Source organism: Psychroserpens citreus, assembly GCF_055686305.1.
The window spans coordinates 2539493-2564473 of record NZ_CM145999.1 but is presented as its reverse complement, the minus strand read 5'-3'; the positions used below and the strand labels follow the sequence as shown (position 1 = coordinate 2564473).

The 24981-nt window shown below is 34.5% G+C and carries 20 protein-coding genes and 1 tRNA gene; 13 read left to right on the top strand and 8 right to left on the bottom strand.

The window, feature by feature from the left end:
- Genes ACTU6T_RS11620 through ACTU6T_RS11605 form a run of 4 tightly spaced genes read left to right on the top strand, consistent with a single transcriptional unit; the run spans window position 1 to window position 3135 of the window.
- Complete coding sequence (locus tag ACTU6T_RS11620) at window positions 1-717, top strand: hypothetical protein (RefSeq protein WP_460218364.1); 717 nt, start codon at window positions 1-3, stop codon at window positions 715-717.
- A 35-nt stretch (window positions 718-752) separates the two neighbouring features.
- Complete coding sequence (cdaA, locus tag ACTU6T_RS11615) at window positions 753-1535, top strand: diadenylate cyclase CdaA (protein ID WP_460218363.1); 783 nt, start codon at window positions 753-755, stop codon at window positions 1533-1535.
- Entirely contained in the window at window positions 1536-2336 is an 801-nt protein-coding gene (locus ACTU6T_RS11610; protein WP_460218362.1) for a DUF3667 domain-containing protein, read from the top strand.
- A gap of 1 nt (window position 2337) precedes the next feature.
- Entirely contained in the window at window positions 2338-3135 is a 798-nt protein-coding gene (locus ACTU6T_RS11605; RefSeq protein ID WP_460218361.1) for a DUF3667 domain-containing protein, read from the top strand.
- On the opposite strand, the gene ACTU6T_RS11600 is transcribed toward ACTU6T_RS11605, so the two are convergent.
- Window positions 3132-4898, bottom strand: a complete 1767-nt coding sequence (locus ACTU6T_RS11600) for an ABC transporter ATP-binding protein (protein WP_460218360.1) — start codon at window positions 4896-4898, stop codon at window positions 3132-3134. The two genes, ACTU6T_RS11605 and ACTU6T_RS11600, sit on opposite strands and share 4 nt — an antisense overlap.
- A complete protein-coding gene (truA, locus tag ACTU6T_RS11595) occupies window positions 4899-5648 on the bottom strand; it encodes a tRNA pseudouridine(38-40) synthase TruA (protein ID WP_460218359.1) in 750 nt (249 codons plus the stop codon).
- Window positions 5649-5764: 116 nt separating this feature from the next.
- Between truA and ACTU6T_RS11590 the strand changes: the two genes are divergently transcribed.
- Window positions 5765-6262, top strand: coding sequence for a metallophosphoesterase family protein (locus ACTU6T_RS11590; protein WP_460218358.1), 498 nt, complete (start codon window positions 5765-5767; stop codon window positions 6260-6262).
- 66 nt (window positions 6263-6328) lie between these two features.
- Here the strand turns inward: ACTU6T_RS11590 and ACTU6T_RS11585 are convergent, their stop codons facing one another.
- On the bottom strand, window positions 6329-6739 hold the full coding sequence (locus ACTU6T_RS11585) for a DUF4293 domain-containing protein (RefSeq protein WP_460218357.1): 411 nt from the start codon (window positions 6737-6739) through the stop codon (window positions 6329-6331).
- A gap of 230 nt (window positions 6740-6969) precedes the next feature.
- Here ACTU6T_RS11585 and rho point away from each other — a divergent pair, with 230 nt between their 5' ends.
- Window positions 6970-8598 carry a transcription termination factor Rho gene (gene rho / locus ACTU6T_RS11580; protein ID WP_460218356.1) on the top strand — a complete coding sequence of 543 codons (1629 nt, stop codon included), beginning with the start codon at window positions 6970-6972 and terminating at the stop codon, window positions 8596-8598.
- A gap of 145 nt (window positions 8599-8743) precedes the next feature.
- On the opposite strand, the gene rpsT is transcribed toward rho, so the two are convergent.
- The 3 genes from rpsT to proS all read right to left on the bottom strand — a co-directional run bounded on the left by rpsT (window position 8744) and on the right by proS (window position 10708).
- Window positions 8744-8998 (bottom strand): 30S ribosomal protein S20, encoded by a 255-nt coding sequence (gene rpsT / locus ACTU6T_RS11575; protein WP_460218355.1) that lies wholly within the window; start codon window positions 8996-8998, stop codon window positions 8744-8746.
- Between the two features lie 26 nt (window positions 8999-9024).
- Window positions 9025-9096, bottom strand: a tRNA-Glu gene (locus ACTU6T_RS11570).
- 133 nt (window positions 9097-9229) lie between these two features.
- Window positions 9230-10708: a proline--tRNA ligase gene (gene proS / locus ACTU6T_RS11565; protein WP_460218354.1), complete on the bottom strand. Its 1479-nt coding sequence runs from the start codon at window positions 10706-10708 to the stop codon at window positions 9230-9232.
- A 100-nt stretch (window positions 10709-10808) separates the two neighbouring features.
- On the opposite strand from proS, the gene ACTU6T_RS11560 reads away from it, so the two are divergent.
- Together ACTU6T_RS11560 and ACTU6T_RS11555 are read left to right on the top strand one after the other, a co-directional pair.
- The gene (locus ACTU6T_RS11560) at window positions 10809-11828 is read left to right on the top strand and encodes a hypothetical protein (protein ID WP_460218353.1); all 1020 of its coding nucleotides are present in this window, start codon (window positions 10809-10811) and stop codon (window positions 11826-11828) included.
- 36 nt (window positions 11829-11864) lie between these two features.
- Window positions 11865-13385: an OmpP1/FadL family transporter gene (locus ACTU6T_RS11555; RefSeq protein ID WP_460218352.1), complete on the top strand. Its 1521-nt coding sequence runs from the start codon at window positions 11865-11867 to the stop codon at window positions 13383-13385.
- Between the two features lie 248 nt (window positions 13386-13633).
- Here ACTU6T_RS11555 and ACTU6T_RS11550 read toward each other — a convergent pair whose 3' ends face one another.
- Together ACTU6T_RS11550 and ACTU6T_RS11545 are read right to left on the bottom strand one after the other, a co-directional pair.
- Entirely contained in the window at window positions 13634-20308 is a 6675-nt protein-coding gene (locus tag ACTU6T_RS11550) for a T9SS type B sorting domain-containing protein (protein ID WP_460218351.1), read from the bottom strand.
- A gap of 31 nt (window positions 20309-20339) precedes the next feature.
- On the bottom strand, window positions 20340-20813 hold the full coding sequence (locus ACTU6T_RS11545) for a hypothetical protein (protein ID WP_460218350.1): 474 nt from the start codon (window positions 20811-20813) through the stop codon (window positions 20340-20342).
- Between the two features lie 218 nt (window positions 20814-21031).
- Between ACTU6T_RS11545 and folE the strand changes: the two genes are divergently transcribed.
- The 5 genes from folE to ACTU6T_RS11520 all read left to right on the top strand — a co-directional run bounded on the left by folE (window position 21032) and on the right by ACTU6T_RS11520 (window position 24919).
- A complete protein-coding gene (folE, locus tag ACTU6T_RS11540) occupies window positions 21032-21709 on the top strand; it encodes a GTP cyclohydrolase I FolE (protein ID WP_460218349.1) in 678 nt (225 codons plus the stop codon).
- Window positions 21710-21800: 91 nt separating this feature from the next.
- Window positions 21801-23282, top strand: coding sequence for a cysteine--tRNA ligase (gene cysS, locus ACTU6T_RS11535; protein ID WP_460218348.1), 1482 nt, complete (start codon window positions 21801-21803; stop codon window positions 23280-23282).
- Window positions 23283-23284: 2 nt separating this feature from the next.
- Window positions 23285-23518 (top strand): membrane protein insertion efficiency factor YidD, encoded by a 234-nt coding sequence (gene yidD, locus ACTU6T_RS11530; protein ID WP_460218347.1) that lies wholly within the window; start codon window positions 23285-23287, stop codon window positions 23516-23518.
- Between the two features lie 64 nt (window positions 23519-23582).
- Entirely contained in the window at window positions 23583-24413 is an 831-nt protein-coding gene (gene lgt, locus ACTU6T_RS11525; protein ID WP_460218346.1) for a prolipoprotein diacylglyceryl transferase, read from the top strand.
- Window positions 24413-24919: a DUF192 domain-containing protein gene (locus tag ACTU6T_RS11520; RefSeq protein WP_460218345.1), complete on the top strand. Its 507-nt coding sequence runs from the start codon at window positions 24413-24415 to the stop codon at window positions 24917-24919. The genes lgt and ACTU6T_RS11520 overlap by 1 nt, the downstream gene beginning before the upstream one ends.
- Window positions 24920-24981: the final 62 nt, after the last annotated feature.

The window sequence follows — 24981 nt, the reverse complement described above, 5'->3', positions numbered from 1 at the left end:
ATGAAAAAGTGCTTATTATACTTACTTATTATAATTATGATTTATTCTTGTGGTGAAAAACGAATTCTTCAACTACCTGAAATTAATAAAGCTTCAATAACCGAAATACACGATGTATCTCATGCTTACCTATTTTATGATGACACTAAAACAGATAGTATAGATCTCAATCGTAAAAATCTTATAAGCACAACTAATTGGCTAATAAATGTTGACAAACGATTAACTTTAAAACAAGCGATACCAAAGATTAAATTTCTACAAGACAAAAAACGTAATGCCAAAATGCATAAAAATAAAGCTGCAAAAAACTTCTACACGTGTAATGATATAAGTATTGAAAGTTTAGGGTTTTTAGAGTTTACTAATGTCAATTATAAAAGTGGTAGAGCAGTAAATCACTACTCAAAGTCATTACAGAATATCAATAAAAATCAAATTGATGTGGTTGTAAAAGCACTAGATAGTATTAGAGTGACATATATTGACAATAACAGTCAACAGAATGGTTTTTCAAAAGACACTAATCTCATTCAAAAAATATTAGATTTTCAAACATTTAAATCAAACATCATAGCGATAGCTAATGACACTACCCCTGTTAATTTTAGTTTTAATAAGCACCTGTCATTTCAAGATTATATTACATTAAAATTTCTAATTTCTGAATTAAAATCACAGAGTATTCCAGTTGATAATAATGAATTTATTTATTAATCTTAAATTGTTAAATTTACACAAACGCAACCACCTTGGATAAATTCAAATTTTGGGATTTTGGAATTATAGATTTTATCGACGTCTTTCTCGTTGCTATTCTTTTGTACTATGTTTATAAACTGGTAAAAGGCACAGTAGCTGTTAATATATTTATTGGAATTATTATCATATATCTGGTTTGGAGAGTTACAGATTTCCTGAACATGTATATGTTACACCGCATTTTTGATGGTTTTATAAAAGTTGGAATTATTGCACTTATTGTTGTATTTCAACCTGAGATTCGGAAATTTCTGCTCATGGTAGGTTCTACTAATTTAAGTGGGCGTGGTAAGTTTTTTAAGAAAATGAAATTTCTAAAAACCGAAGTCGAAACTGAAACAGATATCCATGCTATTGTTGCTGCTTGTGAGAAAATGGGAAAGACTAGAACAGGAGCATTAATTGTTTTAGAGCGCAATAATAATTTAGATTTTCTTACCAATACGGGTGATGAAATGAACATTAAAGTTACACAACCCATAATAGAGTCTATATTCTTTAAAAACAGCCCTTTACATGATGGCGCTGTCATAATAGAAAACAATATTGTTAAAGCAACTCGTGTTATACTTCCTGTAAATAATGAAAAAAATATCCCTCAACGATTTGGATTACGTCATAGAGCCGCAGTTGGGATTACTGAAAAAACAGACGCTATTGCTTTAGCTGTTAGTGAAGAAACAGGGCAAATTTCTTATTTAAAAAATGGAGAATTTGTTATGTTCGCAGATGTAGCTGAACTCACCACATTACTATACAAAGACTTGACCTAAATGAAGTGTAGAAATTGTGACATACTTTTAGCAGACGAAAAGAATTTCTGTCCAAATTGTGGAGAACGAATTAGTGCCAAACGTCTCACTGTAAAAGCCATAATTGCTACGTTTTTTTCTAATATATTAAGCTTTGATAATAAATTTGCAAAAACCTTTAAAAGCTTAACATTTGAACCTGATAAAGTCATTATAAGTTATATTGATGGTTTTAGAAAAAACTATGTAAATGTGATTAGTTATCTCGGATTAGCAATAACCATTATAGGTCTTCAATTTTTTGTGTTACGACGGTTTTTCCCAGAATTATTAACCGCAAGTGATTTTATATCAACCGATAATATTAAGGTTAATAATAAAGCTTTCAATTTTGATTCCTTTTTAGATGGTTATTACGAATATCAAGGTTTACTCTCTGTATTGTTTATCCCTTTATATGCATTAGCATCTAGAGCCTTATTTTTTGATTCAAAAAAATATAATCTTGCAGAGCATTTTGTTATAAATATTTATACAAATGCTCACTTTTATATCTTTTGGTTTTTACTAGTGTGTGTAACACTGCCACTAGGTATCAATTATAATTTACTATCGCAATTTGCTATGATCCCTATGGTCATTTATATGGCATATACATTTAAAAGGTTGTATCACATTAAATTTTACGATGCCTTAGCAAGAGTTATTTTATATATTATTATAGTTTTAGTTGTTATGATTGTCATTCTTCTTATAATAGGAATAATATATGGCATTTATTTAGGAACAACTGGACAAGTTCAACCAATGAATATTCAATAATATGAACTGTAAAAACTGCCAAACCGAACTACAAATAAACAGTGACTTCTGTTACAGTTGTGGAGGTAAAGTCATTAGAAACCGACTAACCTTTAAAAATTTATTTGAACATATTAGTGAGACCTTTTTTAATTATGACAACAAACTACTTCGCACTATTATTGATTTATTCAAAAAACCTGAAGAAGTTATTGGAGGCTATATAAATGGGATTAGAAAACGTTATGTGAATCCTATAAGCTTTTTTGGATTAACATTAACAATTGTAAGTTTAGAATGGTTCATTCTCCAAAAGTTTTTTCCACATTTAATGAATATGGCATCTATTTCTCCAAATGGAGACGAAACCTTTGCTAGTGGTCTTTTTGAAGTTATACAGAAATATGGCTCCATATTGATGATGTTATATGTCCCGCTTTATGCCATAATATCTAGAGTCGTTTTCTTTGATAAAAAAACATTCAATTACACAGAGCATGTTGTCGCTTACATTTATATTCTATCTGTAATCTCTTTACTTGGTGCGGTTTTAAATATTTTATGTGTATTGTTTGGTTATGACCTGGGTGTTATTTCATATGTAAATTTACTTGTTCAGGTTTTATATATTTCTTACTGCTTTAAACGATTATATCAAATATCGACAGGAGAAATTATAGGTAGAACATTTATTTCCTTTTTTGTTTATATGATACTTTATGTAATAGTAGTAGCGCTAATTTTTATAATTATTTACTTTGTTGATGGCAAAGAAACTATAATAGAAATTATTAAAAGTTTTATGCCTAAAAAATCTTAAACCGCCTCAACCTTTAAAAACTGAACTTCATACAAGTTTCTGTAATACCCATTTTCAACTTTAAGTAACTCGTCATGGGTTCCTTTTTCTACAATTTGGCCTGCGTCCATCACAACAATTTGGTCAGCTTGCTGTACAGTTGCTAAACGATGTGCTATCACTATTGAAGTACGACCCTCTGTAATTTTATCTGTAGCATCTTGAATTAATTGTTCAGAATATGAATCTACAGATGACGTTGCTTCATCTAATATTAGTATACTAGGATTAGTCACATACGCTCTTAAGAATGAAATAAGTTGTCGTTGCCCTGAGGACAACATTGCACCTCGTTCCTTCACATTGTAATGATAACCATTAGGCAGACTAGAAATAAAATCGTGGATTCCTATATTCTTTGCTGCTTGAATGACTTGTGCTTCAGAAATTGTGGGGTTTTTTAATGTGATATTATTTAGAATAGTATCTGCAAATAAAAACACATCCTGAAGTACAACTGCAATTTGAGACCTAAGTGATTTAAGCGTTAAACTTTTAATATCTGTTCCATCTATACAAATCGACCCATCGTTAATATCATAGAAACGATTCAGAAGATTTATGATAGTTGATTTACCAGCTCCAGTTGCTCCAACAATCGCAATAGTTTGTCCTGCTTTTACATCTAAGGAAATTCCTTTTAATACTTCTTCATCGTCAACATAAGAGAAGTGCACATTTTTGAAGGATATATCTCCTTTAAATTCATTTGTAATTTGAGATCCTAAATCATCTATCTGGGAGGTCGTATCTAATACCTTAAAAACACGATCTGCAGCAACCATACCCATTTGAAGGGTATTAAACTTATTAGCAATCTGATTAAGAGGTCTAAACAACATTGGTACAAACATGATATAAGCTGTTAAATCACCAATAGAAACTATTTGATCAAAGACCACCATAAATCCACCTACCCAAACAATCGCTCCTAAAGTAATCGACGATAGTAAATCGGCAATAGGAAAAAACACCGAGTTATACCAAACTGTTTTTAACCAGCCTTTTTTATGTCGCTCATTAATCTCTTTAAACTTTTTAAACTCCGTTTCCTCTCGTGTGAATAATTGCAAAATTTTCATTCCAGTAACTCGTTCTTGTACAAAAGAATTTAGATTAGACACTTCTGTTCTAACTTCTTCAAAAGCACGTTTCATATATTTCTGAAATATCTTGGTTGCAAACAAAACAATAGGCATAGTTACGAAAGCTATAAGACTTAACTTCCAATTGAGGTAAAACATGGCAGCTGCTACAACAATCATCTTCAATAAATCACTGAAAATCATAAATAAGCCTTGCCCAAAAATATCTGCGATACGCTCCATATCTGTCACAGTTCTGGTTATAAGAACACCAACTGAAGAATTATCATAATATTTCATTTTAAAATTCAACACATGATCGTATAGTTTAACTCGAATATCTTTAACCACCGATTGTCCTAACCAACTTGCATAATAAATGAATAATAATTGACTCATCACTTCAAGTATCAAAAGGCCTAACATAACTAAAATCCAAAACAGAAACCCGTTATATTCTTTTACTACCACATAATTATCAATAGCTCTTTGCAATACTAAAGGTCGTGCAGCACCAAAAACTGCAAGCCCAATTACACATAATAAAGACCCAAAAAACACAAGCTTATACGGTTTAATGTATTGTAATAACCGCTTAAACAATGCAAGGTCAAAAGCTTTGGTTTTTTTGTTTTCCATTTAATTATTTAGTGATTTTATAGTAACTGGATACTCTACATTAATGAGATATAAACCATGGGCAGGCACAGAAAATCCAGCTTCACTTCTATTTTTTGACTTGATAACAGCGCGCAAATCTTCTAATGACATCTTTCCCAAACCAATGTTAATCAATGTTCCTACTATAGCCCTAACCATATTTCTTAAAAAACGATCTGCTTTAATAGTAAAAACCAACTCATCCTTATTCAACTCCCATTTTGCCAACATCAAGTTACAATTATACGTTTTTACATCTGTATTTGTCTTAGAAAAGCATTGAAAATCATTATACTGCAATAGAACCTCACAAGCATTAGACATCAAATCTAAATTTAACGGTTTTTGCAACGCATAGGCTTGATCTGTATTAAATACATTTTTTTGGGTCGAAATTCTATACTTATAAGTTCTACTTAAAGCATCAAATCGCGCATGTGCTCCATCATTAACTCTAAAAATAGTATGAATAGCAATATCGCTTGGAAGAAAAGAATTTAATTTAAAAACCAAATTCTCAGGCAATTCTTCTTCTACATCGAAATGTGCAAATAATTGTTCTGCATGAACACCAGCATCAGTCCTACCTGCGCTAACGACAGCAATGTCTTTCTTTAATAGTGTAGATAAAGCTTTCTCTAAAACCTCTTGAACCGTAATCGCATCAGGCTGATTTTGCCATCCATGATAGGCTTTTCCATTATAAGATAATTCGATAAAAAAACGCAATAGAAGTGGTATTTTTGTAAGACACAAAGATAATCGTTTTTAGCGCTTAATACATGCTCTTAACATAATTAAAGGTTTTCTTCGGAAAATAGCAAACACAAATACATATCTATTTCATGACCAAAATTCTATTACTTTCTGACACTCATGGCTATATCGATGAAGATATTTTAAAATACGTCAAACAAGCAGATGAAGTATGGCATGCAGGAGATATTGGCGACTTAGAAGTCACTGATAAAATTAAAGCATTAAAACCATTACGGGCTGTTTATGGTAATATTGATGATGCAAAAGCGCGTCTTGAATTTCCAGAACATAATAGGTTTATGTGTGAAGAGGTTGATGTATTCATGACTCATATTGGTGGTTATCCTCCTAAGTACAATATGAGAACTCGTGAATTAATCAAAGAGCATCCGCCTCGTATGTTTATTTGTGGTCATTCGCATATCCTGAAAGTAATGCCAGATAAGCGCTATAATTTGATTCATATGAATCCAGGTGCGGTAGGAAAACATGGATTTCATAAAATAAGAACCATGCTCCGTTTTACTATTAACGGAAAAAACATAGACCACTTAGAAGTTATAGAATTTCCGAAACGATACTAACTTATAATAAAAAACCCAAGGTCTTCACCTTGGGTTTACGCACTAAAATAATTAAGATAATAGGGTTTATCGTAATCGATCGACAGATTTTACAAGATCTTCATCCTTTTTTATGGCTTTATTGGCTAAAACCAATAATACGATAGATAAAATAGGTATGAATATCCCAACACCTTTCTCAGAGATTTGACTCTCTCCAGGTGGCGTTAGCAATTGATATACAAAAAATCCTAATAAAATAAAGTTTAATATGATATTAAGTCGTCCCAAAACAAATTGAAACTTCCTGTTTTTAAAACTAAAAATAGAAATTAATGATAATAAAGCTGATCCTAAAAACAATCCCAAATATAAATACTCATCTTTAGCATACACAGCAACATCTTCACTATTAGTCCATAAATGCAAGACAAATATCAACCCTGCAGAAACTGCAGCAGATAATAAAAGGTATATTGTTTGTATACGTTGTATCATTTTCGAATTATCAATAATGAGCGACAAAATTAATAGTTTCTTTTTAAAAGATGTATTAAATTTTAAAAATAAAATTGTATTATTGCATTAACAATCTGTTACACTCAGAGTAGCAGTTGTTTAAATCTTCAGATTTTTTTCATTTTTTTCCCAGTATTATCATTTTCAGAAAAGAGAAAAGCTAGAAACAAATCCATTTCAAAGAATAAACTTAATTAGTATACATATTCATGTTCGAAATTTCCGAATTAAAAGCAAAAAAGCTTCCTGAACTTCAGGAGATCGCTCAAAAATTAAAGGTCCCTAAATACCGTTCGTTAAAAAAATTAGACCTTGTCTACCAAATATTAGACTTTCAAGCAGCTAATCCAGATGCTGTAAAAAAAGACACTTCTTCTTCGGCTACAAAAGCTGAAGAGAAAAAGCCGGCTCAACCAAAAAAAGCAAGAGCACGTGTAGAAAGAAAAAAAGATGACAATCCATCACAACAAAGAATGGAATTGGGAGACAAGAAAGAAGATAAACCTTCAAACAACCCTCCTAAAGAGAAAAAAGACAATAGAAATAATCAACGTCACAATAGTCAGAACAACGATAATCGTTCAAAAAATTCTAATGATAATAAGCAAAATAATCGTCAGAAGAATGATAATAAGAACCATCAACGTTCAAAAGACAATAACCAACATAAAAATAATGGTAACAAAGATAATCGTAACCGTTATAGAGAACCAGATTTCGAATTTGACGCTATTATTGAAAGTGAAGGGGTTCTAGATATTATGCAAGATGGGTATGGGTTTTTACGTTCGTCTGATTACAATTATCTATCATCACCTGATGACATCTATGTGTCGCAATCACAAATACGCTTATTTGGTTTAAAAACCGGAGATACTGTATTAGGTCATGTTCGTCCGCCTAAGGAAGGAGAAAAGTATTTCCCATTAATCAAAGTTAGCAGAATTAATGGTCAAAAACCTGAAGTGGTTAGAGATCGTGTATCTTTTGAACACTTAACACCATTATTCCCTCAGGAAAAATTCAATATCGCAGAAAAACAAAGTACCATTTCAACACGTATCATGGATTTGTTTTCACCTATTGGAAAAGGGCAACGTGGTATGATTGTATCACAACCCAAGACTGGTAAGACGATGTTATTAAAGGATGTTGCAAATGCTATTGCAGCTAATCATCCTGAAGTTTATCAAATGATATTGCTCATCGATGAACGTCCAGAAGAGGTTACTGATATGCAGCGAAATGTACGTGGTGAAGTTATTGCTTCTACATTTGACAAGGAAGCTCACGAGCACGTTAAAATTGCGAATATCGTTCTAGAAAAAGCAAAACGTTTAGTAGAATGTGGACATGATGTAGTTATCTTATTAGATTCGATTACGCGTCTAGCTAGAGCATATAATACGGTTCAACCAGCTTCTGGAAAGATTTTAAGTGGTGGTGTAGATGCCAATGCACTTCATAAACCAAAACGTTTCTTTGGAGCTGCACGTAATATAGAAAATGGAGGTTCGCTAACTATAATTGCCACAGCACTTACAGAAACAGGTTCTAAAATGGATGAAGTTATCTTTGAAGAATTTAAAGGTACTGGTAATATGGAATTACAGTTAGATCGTAAGATATCTAACCGTCGTATTTTCCCTGCTATCGACTTAACATCATCAAGCACTCGTCGTGACGACATCTTATTAGACGAATCTACGATACAAAGAATGTGGGTAATGAGAAAGTACCTTGCCGATATGAATCCTGTAGAAGCTATGGAGTTTATTAATGAGCGATTCAAACAAACAAGAAACAATGAAGAATTTTTAGTCTCTATGAATGGCTAAATAATATTTCTAGATGAATTTAAAGTAAAAGCGAACATTAATTAATGTTCGCTTTTTTATGTATAACACCAGACAGAGGAAATAGTTCTCATAAAAAAAGCTCTTCGTTAGAAAGAGCTTTTAAAATTTTAATTATAAGTTCTAGTTAGCTTAGGGAAGCTACATGCTTAGTTAAACTAGACTTTAAATTAGCTGCTTTATTATTATGAATAATATTGTTCTTTGCTAATTTATCAATCATAGAGATAACAGAAGGCAAGTATTCGTTTGCATCTTTAGCTTTTTCCATGTCTCGTAATCTTTTTATAGCACCACGAGTAGTTTTGTGCTGATATCTATTACGTAAACGTTTAGCTTCGTTACTTCTGATTCTTTTTAATGCTGACTTATGATTTGCCATTGTATTTTTTTTCTTATTAAAAATTGTAGCCCGTAGGGGAATCGAACCCCTCTTACCAGGATGAAAACCTGGCGTCCTAGCCGATAGACGAACGGGCCATTTGAGTTATTTCAATTACAGTTTAATAATTTAAGCTGCTTTTCAAATGAACACACAATTACTCATTGCGGATGCAAAAATACAACTATTTTTAAATGTTGCAACACCTAAATAAACTTTTTTTAAAAAAAATTAATAAGCTTTAGCAAATAACACTCTATTTGTTGATCTATTACCCGTGTACACGCACTTTCCTTCTTCTTTTACAACATTCATAGGAATACATCTAATAGTCGCTTTTGTTAACTCTTTTATCTTTTGTTCAGTTTCAGCAGTACCATCCCAATGAGCAGATACAAAACCTGTTTTATTTTCTATAACCTCTTTAAATGTTTCGAAATCATCAACCTCAGTAATGTGAGCATCTCTAAAGCTAAGGGCTTTATTAAATAATTCGTCTTGAATTACTTTTAGCAGTGACGCAATGGTAGAGACTAAATCTGCCATAGGCACAATCTCTTTTGTCAAGGTATCTCTTCTTGCCAATTCAACAGTTTTGTTTTCTAAATCTTTTGGTCCTATAGCAATTCTCAATGGCACACCTTGCAGCTCATGTTGAGCAAACTTAGCACCAGGTCTATGAGTAGTTCTAGAGTCAAACTTACACGAAATGCCTAAAGATTTCAATTCTTTTATTATTGTATTTGCCTTTTCGGTTATTAATTCTAATTGCTCATCATTTCTATAAATTGGAACAATAACGACTTGCGAAGGCGCTAAATTTGGTGGCAAAACCAAACCTTTATCATCACTATGAGTCATTATCAAGGCTCCCATCAACCTCGTTGACACTCCCCAAGATGTGGCCCAAACATGATCTAACTTCCCTTCATTATTAGTGAATTTAACATCAAATGCTTTTGCAAAATTTTGCCCTAAAAAATGAGATGTTCCAGCTTGCAGTGCTTTTCCATCTTGCATTAAGGCTTCTATACAATACGTTTCTACAGCTCCAGCGAAACGTTCACTTTCGGTCTTAATACCTTTAATTACTGGAATAGCCATAAAATTTTCTGCAAATTCGGCATAAACGTCATTCATTTGTTCTGCTTCAATAATAGCTTCAGCTTTAGTTGCATGTGCCGTATGTCCTTCCTGCCATAAAAATTCAGCCGTACGCAAAAATAAGCGCGTTCTCATCTCCCAACGTACAACATTTGCCCATTGATTAATTAAAATAGGTAAATCTCTATAACTTTCAATCCATCCTTTATATGTATTCCAAATAATAGCTTCACTTGTTGGCCTAACTACAAGTTCTTCTTCTAATTTTGCCTTAGGGTCTACTCTCAATTTACCTTCATTATCAGGATCATTTTGCAACCTGTAATGCGTCACAACGGCACACTCTTTTGCAAATCCTTCTGCATTTTTTTCTTCGGCTTCAAACAAACTTTTTGGCACAAAAAGAGGGAAATAAGCATTTTGATGTCCTGTTTCTTTGAACATTCTATCTAATTCAGCTTGCATTTTTTCCCAAATAGCAAAACCATATGGCTTAATAACCATACAACCTCTAACTGCCGAGTTCTCAGCCAAATCGGCCTTTACGACCAGTTCATTATACCATTTTGAATAGTCTTCCGCTCTTGTTGTAAGATTTTTACTCATTTTCAGTGTTTTGGCACAAAAATTGTGATAGTGTTAAATAAAAAAATAGTTCAGCAAAACTAACTATTTTTGTAACGTTCAACAATAAAAATCAAGAGATATGCAATTAAACAATTACATACAAACGAAATTTCCATTTTTTGTTGCACTAAGCTTGACATTCTTGTTTGCTTCTTGTGGATCATACCAATATGTTGGTTATGATAGTGATGGTATTTATAACGACGATGCTATAGTCAATGTAGAAGCGACAAATAATCCAGAGGAAGATCAAAGTATTTATAAAGATTATTTTACAGAGAAATCTTTGCAATACAGCAACATACCGAATGACGACAGTGCTATATTTACAGACATTGATTCATATCAAGGTAATTACGATGACGATGTTGTTGAAGAAGGAACTCAAACTGGCTATGCAGGTTGGGGAGCTGCAAATGAAAATATTACGATTAATGTTTATGATAACAGATGGTTAAACCGTGGTTGGTCTCGATTTGGAGTTGGATGGTATAATGCCTTCTGGGGACCAGGACCACTAGCTTGGAATGGACCTTGGGGTTGGAATGGCGGATTTGGATGGGGTTGGAATACTGGTTGGGGCTTCGGTTGGAACAACTGGGGTTGGAATAACTGGGGTTGGAATGCTGGATTTTGGTGCCCTCCAGGTTATGGGTATGGATATAACAACTTCTACAGAGGTAATCGTGGATACGCCTACAATTCTGGTAGAAGAGGCAACTCTTATATTGCAAGTAATAGATATGCGTCATCAAGACGAAGTAATTTATCTAGTACTAACAGAAGAAGTTCAACATCAATAAGAAATAGAAGTACTTCAAATCGATTTAGATCTGGCAGAAGCGCAACAACAATGCGAAATTCTACAAGAACTAGAACCAGAGCTAATTCTACTCGAACAAGATCGCGTAATACAATGTCTAGTCCTTCTAGAACGAGAAATAATTCAATGCGATCTTCTACTCGAAGCAACAGCAATAGAGGATCATCAGTTCGTTCTAGCGGAAGTTCAAGATCATCTGGATCAATGAGATCTGGAGGAAGGAGTTCAAGATCTTCTGGATCTAGATCGTCAGGAAGAAGCGGACGTCGCGGATAATCAGAATTCAAACTTTAATAAGTCAAAAAAAATAATATGAAAAAATTAACTATGCTATTCGTCATAGCAGTACTCTCTATGCCTAATATTATGGCTCAGGATATCTCTGATGCTTTAAGGTTTTCTCAAGACGAAATACAAGGTTCTGCACGATTTAGAGCATTAAGTGGTGCTTTTGGAGCCCTAGGTGGTGATCTATCTGCTGTTAGTGTAAATCCTGCTGGATCTGCTATTTTTAGCAGAAGTCACGCCTCACTCTCGCTCTCAAGTTTGAATATTGATAACGATATTTCTTTCTTTAATGGACGAACATCTTCATCTGATTCTAAAGTTGACTTACATCAAGGTGGAGCAGCTTTTGTTTTTGCCAATAATGGAGATCAATCCTCATGGAAAAAACTGGTATTAAGTATTGCATATGACAAAACCGCAAATTATGATGACCAATGGTTCGCAACTGGAACTAATACAAGATCTATAGATAGATATTTTTTAGACTATGCTCAAGGCCAAAGACTAGATGAAATCTCTGCATTTCCAGGAGAAACAATATCTGATGCTTATGCAGAAATTGGAAGTTTTTATGGCTTTGGAAATCAACAAGCATTTTTAGGATACGAGTCTTTTATATTAGAACCAGCAGAGAATACTGATGAAAACACGGTATACTCTTCAAATATCGCACCTGGCACATTCAATCAAGCATACGATTATGTAGCTAGAGGATATAACGGTAAAATCACTTTTAACGTTGCGGCTCAATACGAAGACAAGCTATATCTTGGTTTAAATTTGAACGGTCATTTTATAAATTATGAACGATTCACAAGATTTACTGAGTCTAATTCTAATGCTGGTTCGTTAGTAACTGATGTCGCATTTGAAAATAATTTATTCACTACTGGTAATGGGTTTTCATTTCAGTTAGGAGCCATTTTAAAAGTTACAAAAGAATTAAGAGCTGGTTTAACCTATAATTCTCCAACATGGTTTACTATTTTTGAAGAAACCTCACAAAATATTGCAACCTCTGCAACGGATGATGATGGCTCTTTTACGACATTCGTAAACCCAGATATTATTAATATATTTCCTGAATATAGATTACAATCTCCAGGTAAAGTAACAGGAAGCTTAGCTTATGTTTTTGCTGATAAAGGGTTGTTGAGTTTTGACTATTCTAGAAGGAATTATAAAAATACTAAATTCAGACCTACTTCAGATGCATTTTTTGCTTCTCAAAATGAAATAATGGATGATATTTTTAAAATATCCAACACCTATAGAATTGGTGGAGAATACAAATACAAACAATTTAGTTTTAGAGGTGGCTATAGGTTTGAAGAGAGTCCTTATGAGGATGATTCATTTTATGGAGACCTTACAGGGTATTCTCTCGGTTTAGGTTATAACTTCGGAAATACTCGATTAGATCTAACTTACGATAAAGCAGAAAGAACAGTTAATAATCAATTGTTCTCAGTAGGTCTTACTGATGCTGCTACCTTAGATTCTCAAAATTCTAATATTACTTTGAGTTTAGCATTTAATTTATAAAAATAAGCATACTTTGCTCATGAAAGCCGAACTGATGTTCGGCTTTTTTTTATGCGATTAAATTACTTACTAATAACTTACAACACCAAAAGCAGCTCTTTTAATTATCTCTATACAAAAAGCTATTATAGCTTTTCCACGATTTATAATCAAACAAAGAAATCTCCCTTTTCTATTTTACAAATTATATTAAAACATAAAAGCCATGCATGATACACGGCTTTTATGTTTTAATTTGTTATTTCCCTTTATCTTTTCAGGGTAAAATGGGCTTTAAATTCTTTACGGTCGCCAGTATTAGGTTCATTATACTCTACTACAAACCAGTAGTCGCTCGTTGGCATTAGATTCCCTTGATAGGTTCCATCCCAACCTGCTCCTGTTGGACTAAGTTGTTTGAGTAACTTTCCATATCTGTCAAATATATAAATTTTTGCGCTTGGTTGACTATTTATTGCGCTAATGTTCCATGTATCATGATAGCCATCTCCATTTGGAGTAAAGAATTTTGGATAATCCATCACTGTGACTGTATCACTTGCCTCTCCACATCCATTCTTATCTCGAGCAGTTACCACATGATCTCCTATAGATACATCTACAAAAATATTCTCATCCTGCCACGGCCCATCATCTAAACTATACTCATAATCACCAACACCTTCTACACTAACCTCTATCACATGTGTATCTGCAAAAGCATCTGTAGTTACCGTAGCTGTCACCTCTGGTGGATCACTCTCTATCACCTCCGTACTATCACTACTCTCACACATCGTATTTGGTGAACTACTCACATCAACTACAGTCACACTATAAGTTCCGCCTTCACTCGGCATATAACTCCCCTGGGTAGCTCCTGTGATCTCTGTTCCATTTAAAAACCAGGTAAAACTATAAGTTGGTGTACTCAATCCTGTATCTAAGATCAAGTCATTTAACACCTCTGTCCCATTAGTATCCACACACAGAATATAACTGTCCTCTAAATCAAACACTGGCAATGGATTAACCTGTAAGGTCAATGATGCCACTGCATAACATATCGATGTATCCATACCCGCTCCATCTGGAGTGTCATTATCAACTCGTGCCCATATTACTTGAGGATTCACTAAGTTCTCATACAAAAATGGTAATGGGTTAACTCCTAACTCTGCATCCGCCTCACTCGCATAATAACTCACTATATAATTCGCTGGATCTTGTCCATCAAGTATAAAATCATTCTGTGTCGTCAAATCAAACTGTGCACTATTATTGGTCGGATCATTATCATCATCCATCTGATCATCACAAATCTCATAAACAATAGCCTCCATATCACTATTAGCCTCTGCTGCCTCTTGAACCTCTACATTAAAGCTCGGTGTACTTATTGAACAGCCTGTATCATTATTAGTAATAGCCACAAAAATCTGTTGTGGGTTAGTTACATTCGTATATGGACTCACTAGTGCATTCATTAAATCATCAGCATCTGCCTGAGTAGCATGATAGCTTACTGTAAATAACGCTGGATCTTGACCATTTAGTACTTCAGCATCCTTCATCGTTAAATCAAAATCATAGAACCCATCATTATTAAGCTCACAGGCTATAAAATCTGTAACTGCAACAACATCCGGTAACGGATTAACAATAAGGGTAAAGCTTACTATCGTATAACATCCTGTAATATCATTAGTCACACGTACATAAATCTCCTGTGGTGTACTAGTATTGGTATACATCGTTGGGTCAGCTATCGCATTAACACCATCTTCTGCATCTTCCTCTGTCTCATGATAGGTCGGTGTAACTCCTACTTCGCCATTAAGTAATAAAACTTCATTGGTCGTTAAATCAAATACCTCTTCCATATCCCCTGGATTGATATCATCACAAAGGATAAGCTCTGGTAATACCGTTGTTGGGGTTGGGTTTGGAAGCACTCGTATTGTCAAAGTAACCTGATCAGTACAACCTGTATCGGTATCGGTAACTACTACATAAAGTGTTTGTGGGTTTGCTGGCGCTCCTCCTACTGAAGTATTGGTATAACTCTCTGCATCTACAGCATTCATCTGCGCATCAGCATCTGCCTGTGTCTCATAATAACTCACACTCCAACTTGCCTCACCTCCTGTGATTTCATTATCCTTTACACTCAAATCAAATACCGTAATCTCATCGGCTATCTCATCATCACATAACTCTAATGGACTTGGTTGTACTCCTACTGGTGGAAGCTCTACTCGAATCTCAAATTCCCCTGTATCTACACAACCATTGACTACACTCTCCAATCGCACATAAATCGTTTGTGGATTACTCGTATTAGTATAGTTCCCAACATTAGCTATTGGATTGTTGCCTGTTTCGGCATCTGCCTGGGTTACATGATAAGTTAATGTCACATCCGATTGACCTCCTAAAATCTCTGCATCTTTTATACTCAAATCAAACTGAGCGATACCATCTGCATTTGTATCACAAATTACATAGTCTTCTATATCTACTGGAACCTCTGGTGATTCTAATACGCGAATCGTTAAGGTCGCTGTGGCATTATAACAACCTGTAACCGTATTGGTCAGTCTGATGTAAATCGTTTGCTCGGTCTCTACTATATTCGTGTACGGACTTGATAACGCATTATCGCCACTCTCTGCATCTGCCTGAGTCTCATGATAAGTCACCGCTGTGTCCAATTCTCCTCCTATAACCTCTAATGTTCGTTCCTCTAAATCAAAACTTGCAAAACCATCATTGTCCTCATCACAAACCTCTAAATCCATCGGAGCTGTTGGTGATGGTATTGGATTTACTCTAAGTAATATGCTCGCTGTAGTGCTTACAAAACAGCCTGTAACATCATTGGTTGCTCTTACAAATATCGTTTGTGGGTTCACAATATTTGTATAAGGACTTGAAATTGGGTTCGTCCCTGCATCAGCATCTGCCTGTGTCTCATAATAGGTTAAACTAATCCCTGTTTGACCGTTTAATATCTCATCTGTAGCATCTTCCAACATGAAAGACTCCATCTCGTCGCCTGGATTATTATCATCACATAACTCTAATGGACTTGGTTGCAACAATACTGGTAATGCATTAACTATTAACTCTAAGGTCGTTAACTTATAACAACCTGTCGCATTATCCTCTACACGTATCCATATCGTTTGATTAAACGCAGTTGTATTTGTGTAATTCGCTGGATTTAAAATTGCATTAGACCCTGTGTCTGCATTGAGCTCTGTCTCATAATAGGTAACCGTATATAAGGTTGGATCTGATAAATTCTGTAGAATCTCTGCCTCCTTACTCGTTAAATCAAATTGTCCAAAACCATCTGCCGATAAATCATCACAAATCTCTAATGGACTTGGACCTGCCCCTAACTGTGGCGTTGGGTTGACTATCAATATAAGTTCTACTATAGTAGCGCAATCTGTCGCTATGGTTGAACTCTCCACACGTACATAAACCGTTTGCTGATCCTCTACGATATTGTTATATGGACTCACTAGTGGATTCACATCATTATCAGCATCGGCCATAGTCTCATGGTAACTCACCGTTAAACTTGGATCTCCTCCAGTAATCTCTATATCCTTGCTCGTTAAATCAAATACACCAAAGCCATCACTGTCTGGATCACAATATTCCAATGCAGTCGGAGTATTGGCTATTGGTGCCTGCTCAACTATAAGCTCTAATGTTGTAGTATCATAACAACCCGTATTTATATCTTGAACACGTACAACTACTATTTGCCCATTGACTGTATTTGTATAAGGTATCGGTAAAGGATTTAAATTATTATCTGCATCAAACTGATCTAAATGATAACTCACCGAATAATTTGGATTATTCCCCGTAACCTCTACATTCTTTAACGTTAAATCTATACTCGTTATTCCATCTGGAGTCCCATCATCACAAACCTCTAAAGACGTTGGGGCTATCACAATAGGTTGAGAAAACACCGTGAAAGTTTGAGCACTTGTTGTTGGACAAGTACCATTGGTTGTATATTCTATAGTATAGGTTGTATCAAATGGAGCATTAGTCACAACACCAGTAATTGGGTCTATAACAGCACCATCTGTTGGAACTGGGTTAAATGCAAATACACCTCCAGTAAGACCAGTAACTGTAGCAATAGCGCCATCACATGTTGGCTCAACTGTGAAGCTAGAATCATCTAGTGGAAATACGGTAACGCTTAAAGATGTTATAGACGGACAGTTTCCAGATGTTGTATATTCTACAGTATAAGTCGCACCTGAAGTGGCATTAGTAATGTCTCCTGTAATTGCATCTATAACAGCACCATCTGTTGGAACTGGATTAAATGTAAATACACCTCCAGTATCTCCTGTAATGATTGCTGTAGCTCCTGTACAACTTGGAGTTAAGGTAAAAGATGAATCTTCTGCAGGGAATACCGTAACATTTTCGCTAGTCACCTCTGGGCATGGTCCTGAAGTGGTATATTCAACAGTGTAAGTTGTTCCTGAAACCCCAGAAATTAATCCAGTATTAGGATCTATTGTTGCACCATCTGTTGGGACAGGATTAAAAGCAAACGTCCCTCCAGTATCTCCTAAAATTACAGCTGTAGCACCTTCACATGTTGATGTTAATGTGAAACTTGCATCTTCAAAAGGCAATACTGTAACTGATTCTGTTGATGACGTAGGACATGCTCCAGCCACACTATATTCTACAGTATAAGTCGTTCCTTGAGTACCATTCGTAATGGTTCCTGTTAAAAGATCTATAACAGCACCATCTGTTGGTATCGGATTAAAGGTAAATGTTCCTCCTGTATCCCCAGTAATGGTAGCTGTAGCTCCATCACAAGTTGGAGTAAGAGTAAAACTAGCATCTTGAGATGGCAAAACTGTTACTGTTTCGGTATCTCCCGGGCTACATGCGCTAGCAAATTCATAAACTACTGTGTAAGTTGTTCCAGAAACACCATTAGTAATGGTTCCTGTAACTGGGTCAATAACTGCTCCATCTGTAGGTTGAGGGTCTGCAAATGCAAAAACACCTCCTACATCACCCGTTACAATTGCAGTACCACCATCACAAGTTGGTGTCATAAAAAATGAGGTATCAAATACTTGACCAACAGTTATAGTTTCAGTGTCATTTAAAGTTACGGTACAAGCACCAACTGTGGCATCTATAAGGTTGAAAACCTGATCTACTGTTGGGCCAGTTATTGTGACTATTGCGTTACCTGCTGCATCCAGTGTTAAGGTTTGCACTGCGCCAGCATTAATCGTGTAATTTATTGTTGCGTTTGGTGAACCAACTATTGCGAATTCGGCATCATCACCTTGACAAATAGGGTTTACAACAGCAGTTACATCAGCAAGAATCTCTTCTTCCATAGTGATACATACTTCTTCAGTATACTCACAACCAAAATCATCCATAACTCTGTATGTATAGCAATACGTTCCAGCAGCTGTAGGAGCAACAGTAATTGTATTTCCTGTCACATTAGTAATTGTTGGATCTGTATCCCAAGCTTCAGAAGTGATTACTGGTGTAAATGATAATTCTGGAGGTTGAATATTTGGATCAAAGTTTAAGCCCCAAGAAAACACATAACCATTATCAATAGAAAGATTATCAACAATTTCTATACACCAATCTCCATTAAGTGGACTTCCTACCAATTCATTAAATGATTCGACTGGAAGATAAGTCCCAGGCTCCCAAGAATTATTAGGTGGATTCGTACCAGCTATAATCGTATTTGCATTTGCTAATAGAACAGAAGCAGACATCGAAAAACAGTAGTCAGCTCCCACTCCAGGGTCATTTGAATTATCATCATTGGCACCTCCAAAATATGTCCCTCCACCGGCTTGAACAAACAAATCAGCTTCTTGACCATTAGGGGAAATAATCTTAATATCTAAATCTCCAGAATAGGAATGCTCCATATTCACACAGATTTCTAATAGTTGATTTGGATCGGTTAATAATTGATCTGATTCAAAGCAATCAACCGTAATACAAGTTGTATATACAGCTCCAGAACCATCTGGTAAAAATGTTGTTCCACTTACCGGAGGCGTACAATCATTAACAAAAGGTACTGCATTTACAACACCATCAATAGTTGTTGTTTCTCCAAAACACAAAGTATCATCTGCAGCTTGAGTCCCTGTAAAATCTGGAGCAGTTGCTACTTGAATAACTTGATTAATTAAATTAGTATTGGGGCATCCTAATGGGTCTGTTCCCGTATTCGTGTCTCTAATATTTAAATTAACAATGTAAACTCCAGGTAAAGGATATGAAAATGTTGCTGTTTGACCAGTGACAAAAGTTCCATTATCTAAATCCCATTCATAAGTTGCTCCTGTGCCATCAACTTCAAAAGTTCCACTTCCTGTTAAAGTAATTTCTTGATTTGGACAAACTCTTATGTACCCATCGGCGTTTGGGGCAGGTGAAGCTGTATCTATTTGTGACGTAATAGTTTGACAAGGTGTAAAGCAAGAAATATTTGCAGCCCAACCTGTAGTTGTTCCTGAACCATCTGAAACGAATTGAATCGTCAAACAACCAGATCCATTATCGTCAGTAGCACTAACAAAACCAGGGTTATTAGCTCCATCAAATGTACCAAATGCTGGACTTGCTGTACTATCTCCATTATAGATAGTCATTACATCTGCTCCCAATTGAGTGTTAAAGGCAGTAAAATCTAATTGAACCAATTGTCCTGCATTTTCTGGACAAATAGTTAAAACTAAATTTTCGTTACTTGCATATGCACCTCCTGCTCCACCAGAATCATAAAAAACACCTGAACAAGCGTTTACAGTTCCGTTTTGCATAAGCACATCTTGTGCGTACATATGAAATGAAAATATCGTGAAAATTATGAGTAATGCTTTTTTCATAGCGAATAATTATAAATGGCTAATTAATATTTTATTTATGTTGTGATTTGATAATAATGAAGTAGTTCGTATTATCTACTCTATACATATGTGATCCGTAAGAATTATAATTGAACAAATATTTTAAAGGGTTAAAATTTTGTGGATTAAAGTTGGTATCTCGTTGTAAATTATCAACATAATAATCCATTAGAGGCACTTCAGATAATAAAGTACATTCCTTTTGATCTCTTGGGTTAGAGATAAGCTTTACCTCAACTCTATTACGAAGAATGTTTTTTATGTCTTTTAAACGCTGCGGAATGTTTAGAACATTACTTGTAGCTTTGTTCCCATAAACTTCATTTATTAATGATAACTCACTAGTGTTTAGTGGGTTATTTACATTATTATCGTAGTTAACTGTGGTTTGTTTTCTTGAAGTATTTGTAGATTGAGAAAACATTGAAGGTGTTACTAATAAAGTACAAAACACCATTAGAGGGAGCAGTAATTTTGAGTTCATGATAATTTCTTTTAGGATGCGGAATTTAAGAAAATTTTAGTAAATAAACTGTTAAATCGGATATCATGTATTCACACACCGATTATAGGCATATAACAAGTAAAATTAAAAAACACCTACCATTCTTTCATTTTTTTTTATTGCTTATCTTTGCAATCTGTTTTAAACAGAATATTTTTTTAATAAAAAGAAATTTCCGTGTCAACGGAATACTAGCAATGAAATTAGATAAAGACATACAAGATATTGATAACATTGGTGATAACCATGTTGGAACCTCATCTGAAACACCTCTGAGACATGATGCATTCGAGTTAACATCTTCTGAAAAAATTGAGATTATTAAAGATGATGTAAGGCACATCATGGAAACCTTAGGTTTAGATTTGAATGATGACAGCTTGAATGGCACACCAAATCGAGTAGCAAAAATGTTCGTAAATGAAATTTTTGGTGGACTTGATCCAAAACAAAAACCTAGCGCCTCTACATTTGACAATAAATATAAATATGGTGAAATGTTAGTTGAAAAGAATATAACTGTCTATTCAACTTGCGAACATCATCTTTTACCTATAGTCGGAAAAGCACATGTTGCCTACATTTCTAATGGAACCGTAGTTGGATTATCTAAAATGAACCGTATTGTAGATTATTTTGCAAAACGGCCTCAGGTACAAGAGCGCCTAACCATTCAAATCGTAAAAGAACTTCAAAAGGTATTAAACACTAAAGATGTTGCTTGCGTTATTGATGCGAAACATTTATGTGTTAATTCTCGAGGCATTAGAGATGTAGATAGTAGTACAGTCACTTCAGAATTTGGTGGACAATTCAAAAACAAAGAGACTAAACGAGAATTCTTAGACTATATAAAGTTAGACACTACTTTTTAAGACTCCTATATTACGAAGAACAAATAAAATGTTAGATTTGACTATTAAAAGTTAGATTTAACCCATAATCGTATCACAAACAGTTAACATTATGCATTTGTACGAAACGCAAAAGATTCAAATTTATAATACGCTTACCGGAAAAAAAGAAACATTCAAACCTATAGAAAAAGGTTATGTTGGAATGTATGTTTGTGGCCCAACAGTGTATAGCAATGTACATCTAGGTAATGTTAGAACTTTTATGTCGTTTGATATGGTGTTTCGTTATTTGAAACATTTGGGTTATAAAGTACGCTACGTAAGAAATATTACAGATGCTGGACATTTAGAAAATGATGCTGATGTAGGCGAAGATAAGATCACAAAAAAAGCAAGGTTAGAACAAATAGAGCCTATGGAAGTTGTTCAACGATATACCGTTGATTTTCATAACATCTTAAATACACTTAATTTTTTACCTCCAAGCATTGAACCCACAGCAACTGGACATATTATTGAACAAATAGAACTCATAAAAAAAATTATTGATAATGGTTTTGCCTATGTGGTAAATGGTTCGGTATATTTTGATGTTCACAAGTTTAACGAAACAAACGATTATGGTATTTTAAGCAAACGTAAGCTAGAAGACCTAATTCATAACACTAGGGCTTTGGATGGTCAAAGTGATAAAAAGAATCCTCAGGATTTTGCACTTTGGAAGCGTGCTGAACCTCAACACATTATGCGTTGGCCTTCACCATGGAGTGATGGTTTTCCTGGTTGGCATTTAGAATGTACAGCAATGAGTACTAAATATCTAGGTAACAACTTTGATATTCATGGTGGTGGAATGGATTTAAAATTCCCACATCATGAATGTGAAATTGCTCAGAGTGAAGCCGCTAAAGGTCAGGCTCCTGTAAATTATTGGATGCATGCCAATATGCTACATTTAAATGGTCAGCGTATGTCTAAATCTACAGGAAACACTGTAAATCCTGGAGAGTTATTATCAGGTAATAATTCCTTTTTTAGCAAAGCCTTTGCTCCAAGTGTCATTCGTTTTTTTAATGCCCAATCGTCATATAGAAGTGTTTTAGACCTTACAGATGACGGATTATTAGCTAGTGAAAAAGGGTTCTTTCGCTTGATGGATGCCATTAATCTATTAGATGACTTAAATGCTGGAGATACTTCAACTTTTAATGTGCAAGAATGGCGACAAAATTGTTATGATGCAATGAATGATGATTTTAATTCACCTATTCTTATTGCATATCTTTTTGAAGCGTCTAAACAAATAAATCAAATAAAATCGGGTAATGCATCTTTAACTTCAGAAGATTTAGAGTTACTTAAAACGACAATGAACGAATTTACATTTGATGTTTTGGGGTTAGTTAATATTTCTAAATCTGAAACAGGAACAGATAAATTATCTGGAGCTGTTGAGCTATTAATACAGTTAAGACAAGAAGCTAGAGCCAATAAGGATTTTGCTTTATCAGATAAAATTAGAGATGAATTAGCCGCAAAGGGCATTCAATTAAATGACGGCAAGGACGGTACGACTTTTACGACCAATTAATCATGAAACGGATTCTGATTGCTCCTTTTTTATTTTTGATTAAAGTGTATCAGACACTTATTTCACCTCTGACACCTGCTAGCTGCCGATTTCAACCCACTTGTTCTCACTACTCTAAGGAAGCTCTAGAAAAACATGGACTTTGGAAAGGTGGTAAATTAGCGCTCAAAAGAATTTTTAGCTGTCATCCTTGGGGCAAATCAGGTTACGATCCTGTTCCAGAAAAAGAAGATTAAAACTATCTTAACATCAATTATAATTTATACATAAATACTATCTTTATCGCTCAAAATAAATATTATGCTCGCACTTGATATGGTTTGGGATCCTTCCAAAGGATTAGATTTAGGTTTCTTCACGTTACATTATTACAGTGTGATGTGGATTGTTGCTTTTATTCTTGGGTTACAAATCATGAAACGCATTTGGTATAAAGAGCAACAAAGCAATCAATCTTTAGATTCTCTCTTCATCTATGCAGTAGTTGGCATTATGTTAGGTGCACGCTTAGGCCATGTTATTTTCTACCAACGCGAACTTATAAGTGAAGATTTTTTTAGTATTTTCTTACCCTTTAGTTTTAAAGACGGCATCCGATTCACTGGGTTTCAAGGATTAGCTAGTCATGGCGCAGCAATTGGTATGATTATTTCAATGTACTTATACAACAAAAAAGTACTTAAAAAAACCGTATTATGGATCTTAGATCGTGTTGTGATTCCTGTAGCCTCTGGTGCTGTATTTGTAAGATTAGGGAATTTTATTAATTCTGAAATTATAGGTAAACCAACAGGTAGTGATTATGGTGTTACATTTAAACAATTACCTATAGAACAGCAAGTCCCAAGACATCCAGCACAACTTTATGAAGCAGGCAGCTACATTCTTGTGTTTTTAATTCTTTGGTATTTCTATTGGAAAACTAAAAAAGGAGATCAAGAAGGCTTTTTATTTGGTTTATTCCTCGTCTTATTATGGACTGTTCGATTTTTTGTTGAGTTTGTAAAAGAAGCACAAAATGTGGAGCGTGCAGATTGGACTTTAAATACAGGTCAGTTACTAAGTATTCCGTTTATATTGATCGGACTTTACTTTATGTTTATTTACAAGTCGAAATCCAAGCTAAGCTAGTGACTAGAATTAGTACCATACGGCTAGTTACTATAGTGCTTTTTGGGACAATTACAATATTGATATCTTCTTGCAAGGAGGAACGATCATCTACAGAAGTTAAACCCGTTAAAATTTCATTTAAAAAAGAAGGAGAGCTTCAGCTAAAAAAAGTGAGTACAGATTCTGTTTTAGCGACTTTAGACATTGAAATTGCAGATGATGAGTATTCGACACAAACTGGGTTAATGTATAGGGATTATATGCAAACTAATCAAGGGATGCTTTTCATTTTTCCAAATGTAGACTATCGCTCTTTCTATATGAAAAACACAAAAATACCATTAGATATTATTTATATAGCTGAAGACAAAACCGTGGTAAGTATTCAAAAGAATGCACAACCAATGAATGAAGCCTCGTTACCATCTGAAGCACCTGCTAAATATGTTTTAGAGGTAAACGCAGGATTAAGTGATTTATGGACGCTTAGTAAAGGTGATAACATTGAATTTCAAAAACTTTAAACCACTATTTATATTTAAAAAATACTATAAGCAATAAAAAAGCCACTTCAAAAGAAGTGGCT

What these genes read in the sequence shown, in the direction of transcription:
- rpsT (WP_460218355.1), bottom strand. Translation starts at nt 8,998, where the DNA reads ATGGCAAATCATAAGTCAGCATTAAAAAGAATCAGAAGTAACGAAGCT.
- ACTU6T_RS11600 (WP_460218360.1), bottom strand. Translation starts at nt 4,898, where the DNA reads ATGGAAAACAAAAAAACCAAAGCTTTTGACCTTGCATTGTTTAAGCGG.
- rho (WP_460218356.1), top strand. Translation starts at nt 6,970, where the DNA reads ATGTTCGAAATTTCCGAATTAAAAGCAAAAAAGCTTCCTGAACTTCAG.
- ACTU6T_RS11560 (WP_460218353.1), top strand. Translation starts at nt 10,809, where the DNA reads ATGCAATTAAACAATTACATACAAACGAAATTTCCATTTTTTGTTGCA.
- ACTU6T_RS11555 (WP_460218352.1), top strand. Translation starts at nt 11,865, where the DNA reads ATGAAAAAATTAACTATGCTATTCGTCATAGCAGTACTCTCTATGCCT.
- ACTU6T_RS11605 (WP_460218361.1), top strand. Translation starts at nt 2,338, where the DNA reads ATGAACTGTAAAAACTGCCAAACCGAACTACAAATAAACAGTGACTTC.
- ACTU6T_RS11620 (WP_460218364.1), top strand. Translation starts at nt 1, where the DNA reads ATGAAAAAGTGCTTATTATACTTACTTATTATAATTATGATTTATTCT.
- ACTU6T_RS11585 (WP_460218357.1), bottom strand. Translation starts at nt 6,739, where the DNA reads ATGATACAACGTATACAAACAATATACCTTTTATTATCTGCTGCAGTT.
- lgt (WP_460218346.1), top strand. Translation starts at nt 23,583, where the DNA reads ATGCTCGCACTTGATATGGTTTGGGATCCTTCCAAAGGATTAGATTTA.
- folE (WP_460218349.1), top strand. Translation starts at nt 21,032, where the DNA reads ATGAAATTAGATAAAGACATACAAGATATTGATAACATTGGTGATAAC.
- ACTU6T_RS11545 (WP_460218350.1), bottom strand. Translation starts at nt 20,813, where the DNA reads ATGAACTCAAAATTACTGCTCCCTCTAATGGTGTTTTGTACTTTATTA.
- ACTU6T_RS11590 (WP_460218358.1), top strand. Translation starts at nt 5,765, where the DNA reads ATGACCAAAATTCTATTACTTTCTGACACTCATGGCTATATCGATGAA.
- proS (WP_460218354.1), bottom strand. Translation starts at nt 10,708, where the DNA reads ATGAGTAAAAATCTTACAACAAGAGCGGAAGACTATTCAAAATGGTAT.
- ACTU6T_RS11610 (WP_460218362.1), top strand. Translation starts at nt 1,536, where the DNA reads ATGAAGTGTAGAAATTGTGACATACTTTTAGCAGACGAAAAGAATTTC.
- cysS (WP_460218348.1), top strand. Translation starts at nt 21,801, where the DNA reads ATGCATTTGTACGAAACGCAAAAGATTCAAATTTATAATACGCTTACC.
- ACTU6T_RS11550 (WP_460218351.1), bottom strand. Translation starts at nt 20,308, where the DNA reads ATGAAAAAAGCATTACTCATAATTTTCACGATATTTTCATTTCATATG.
- yidD (WP_460218347.1), top strand. Translation starts at nt 23,285, where the DNA reads ATGAAACGGATTCTGATTGCTCCTTTTTTATTTTTGATTAAAGTGTAT.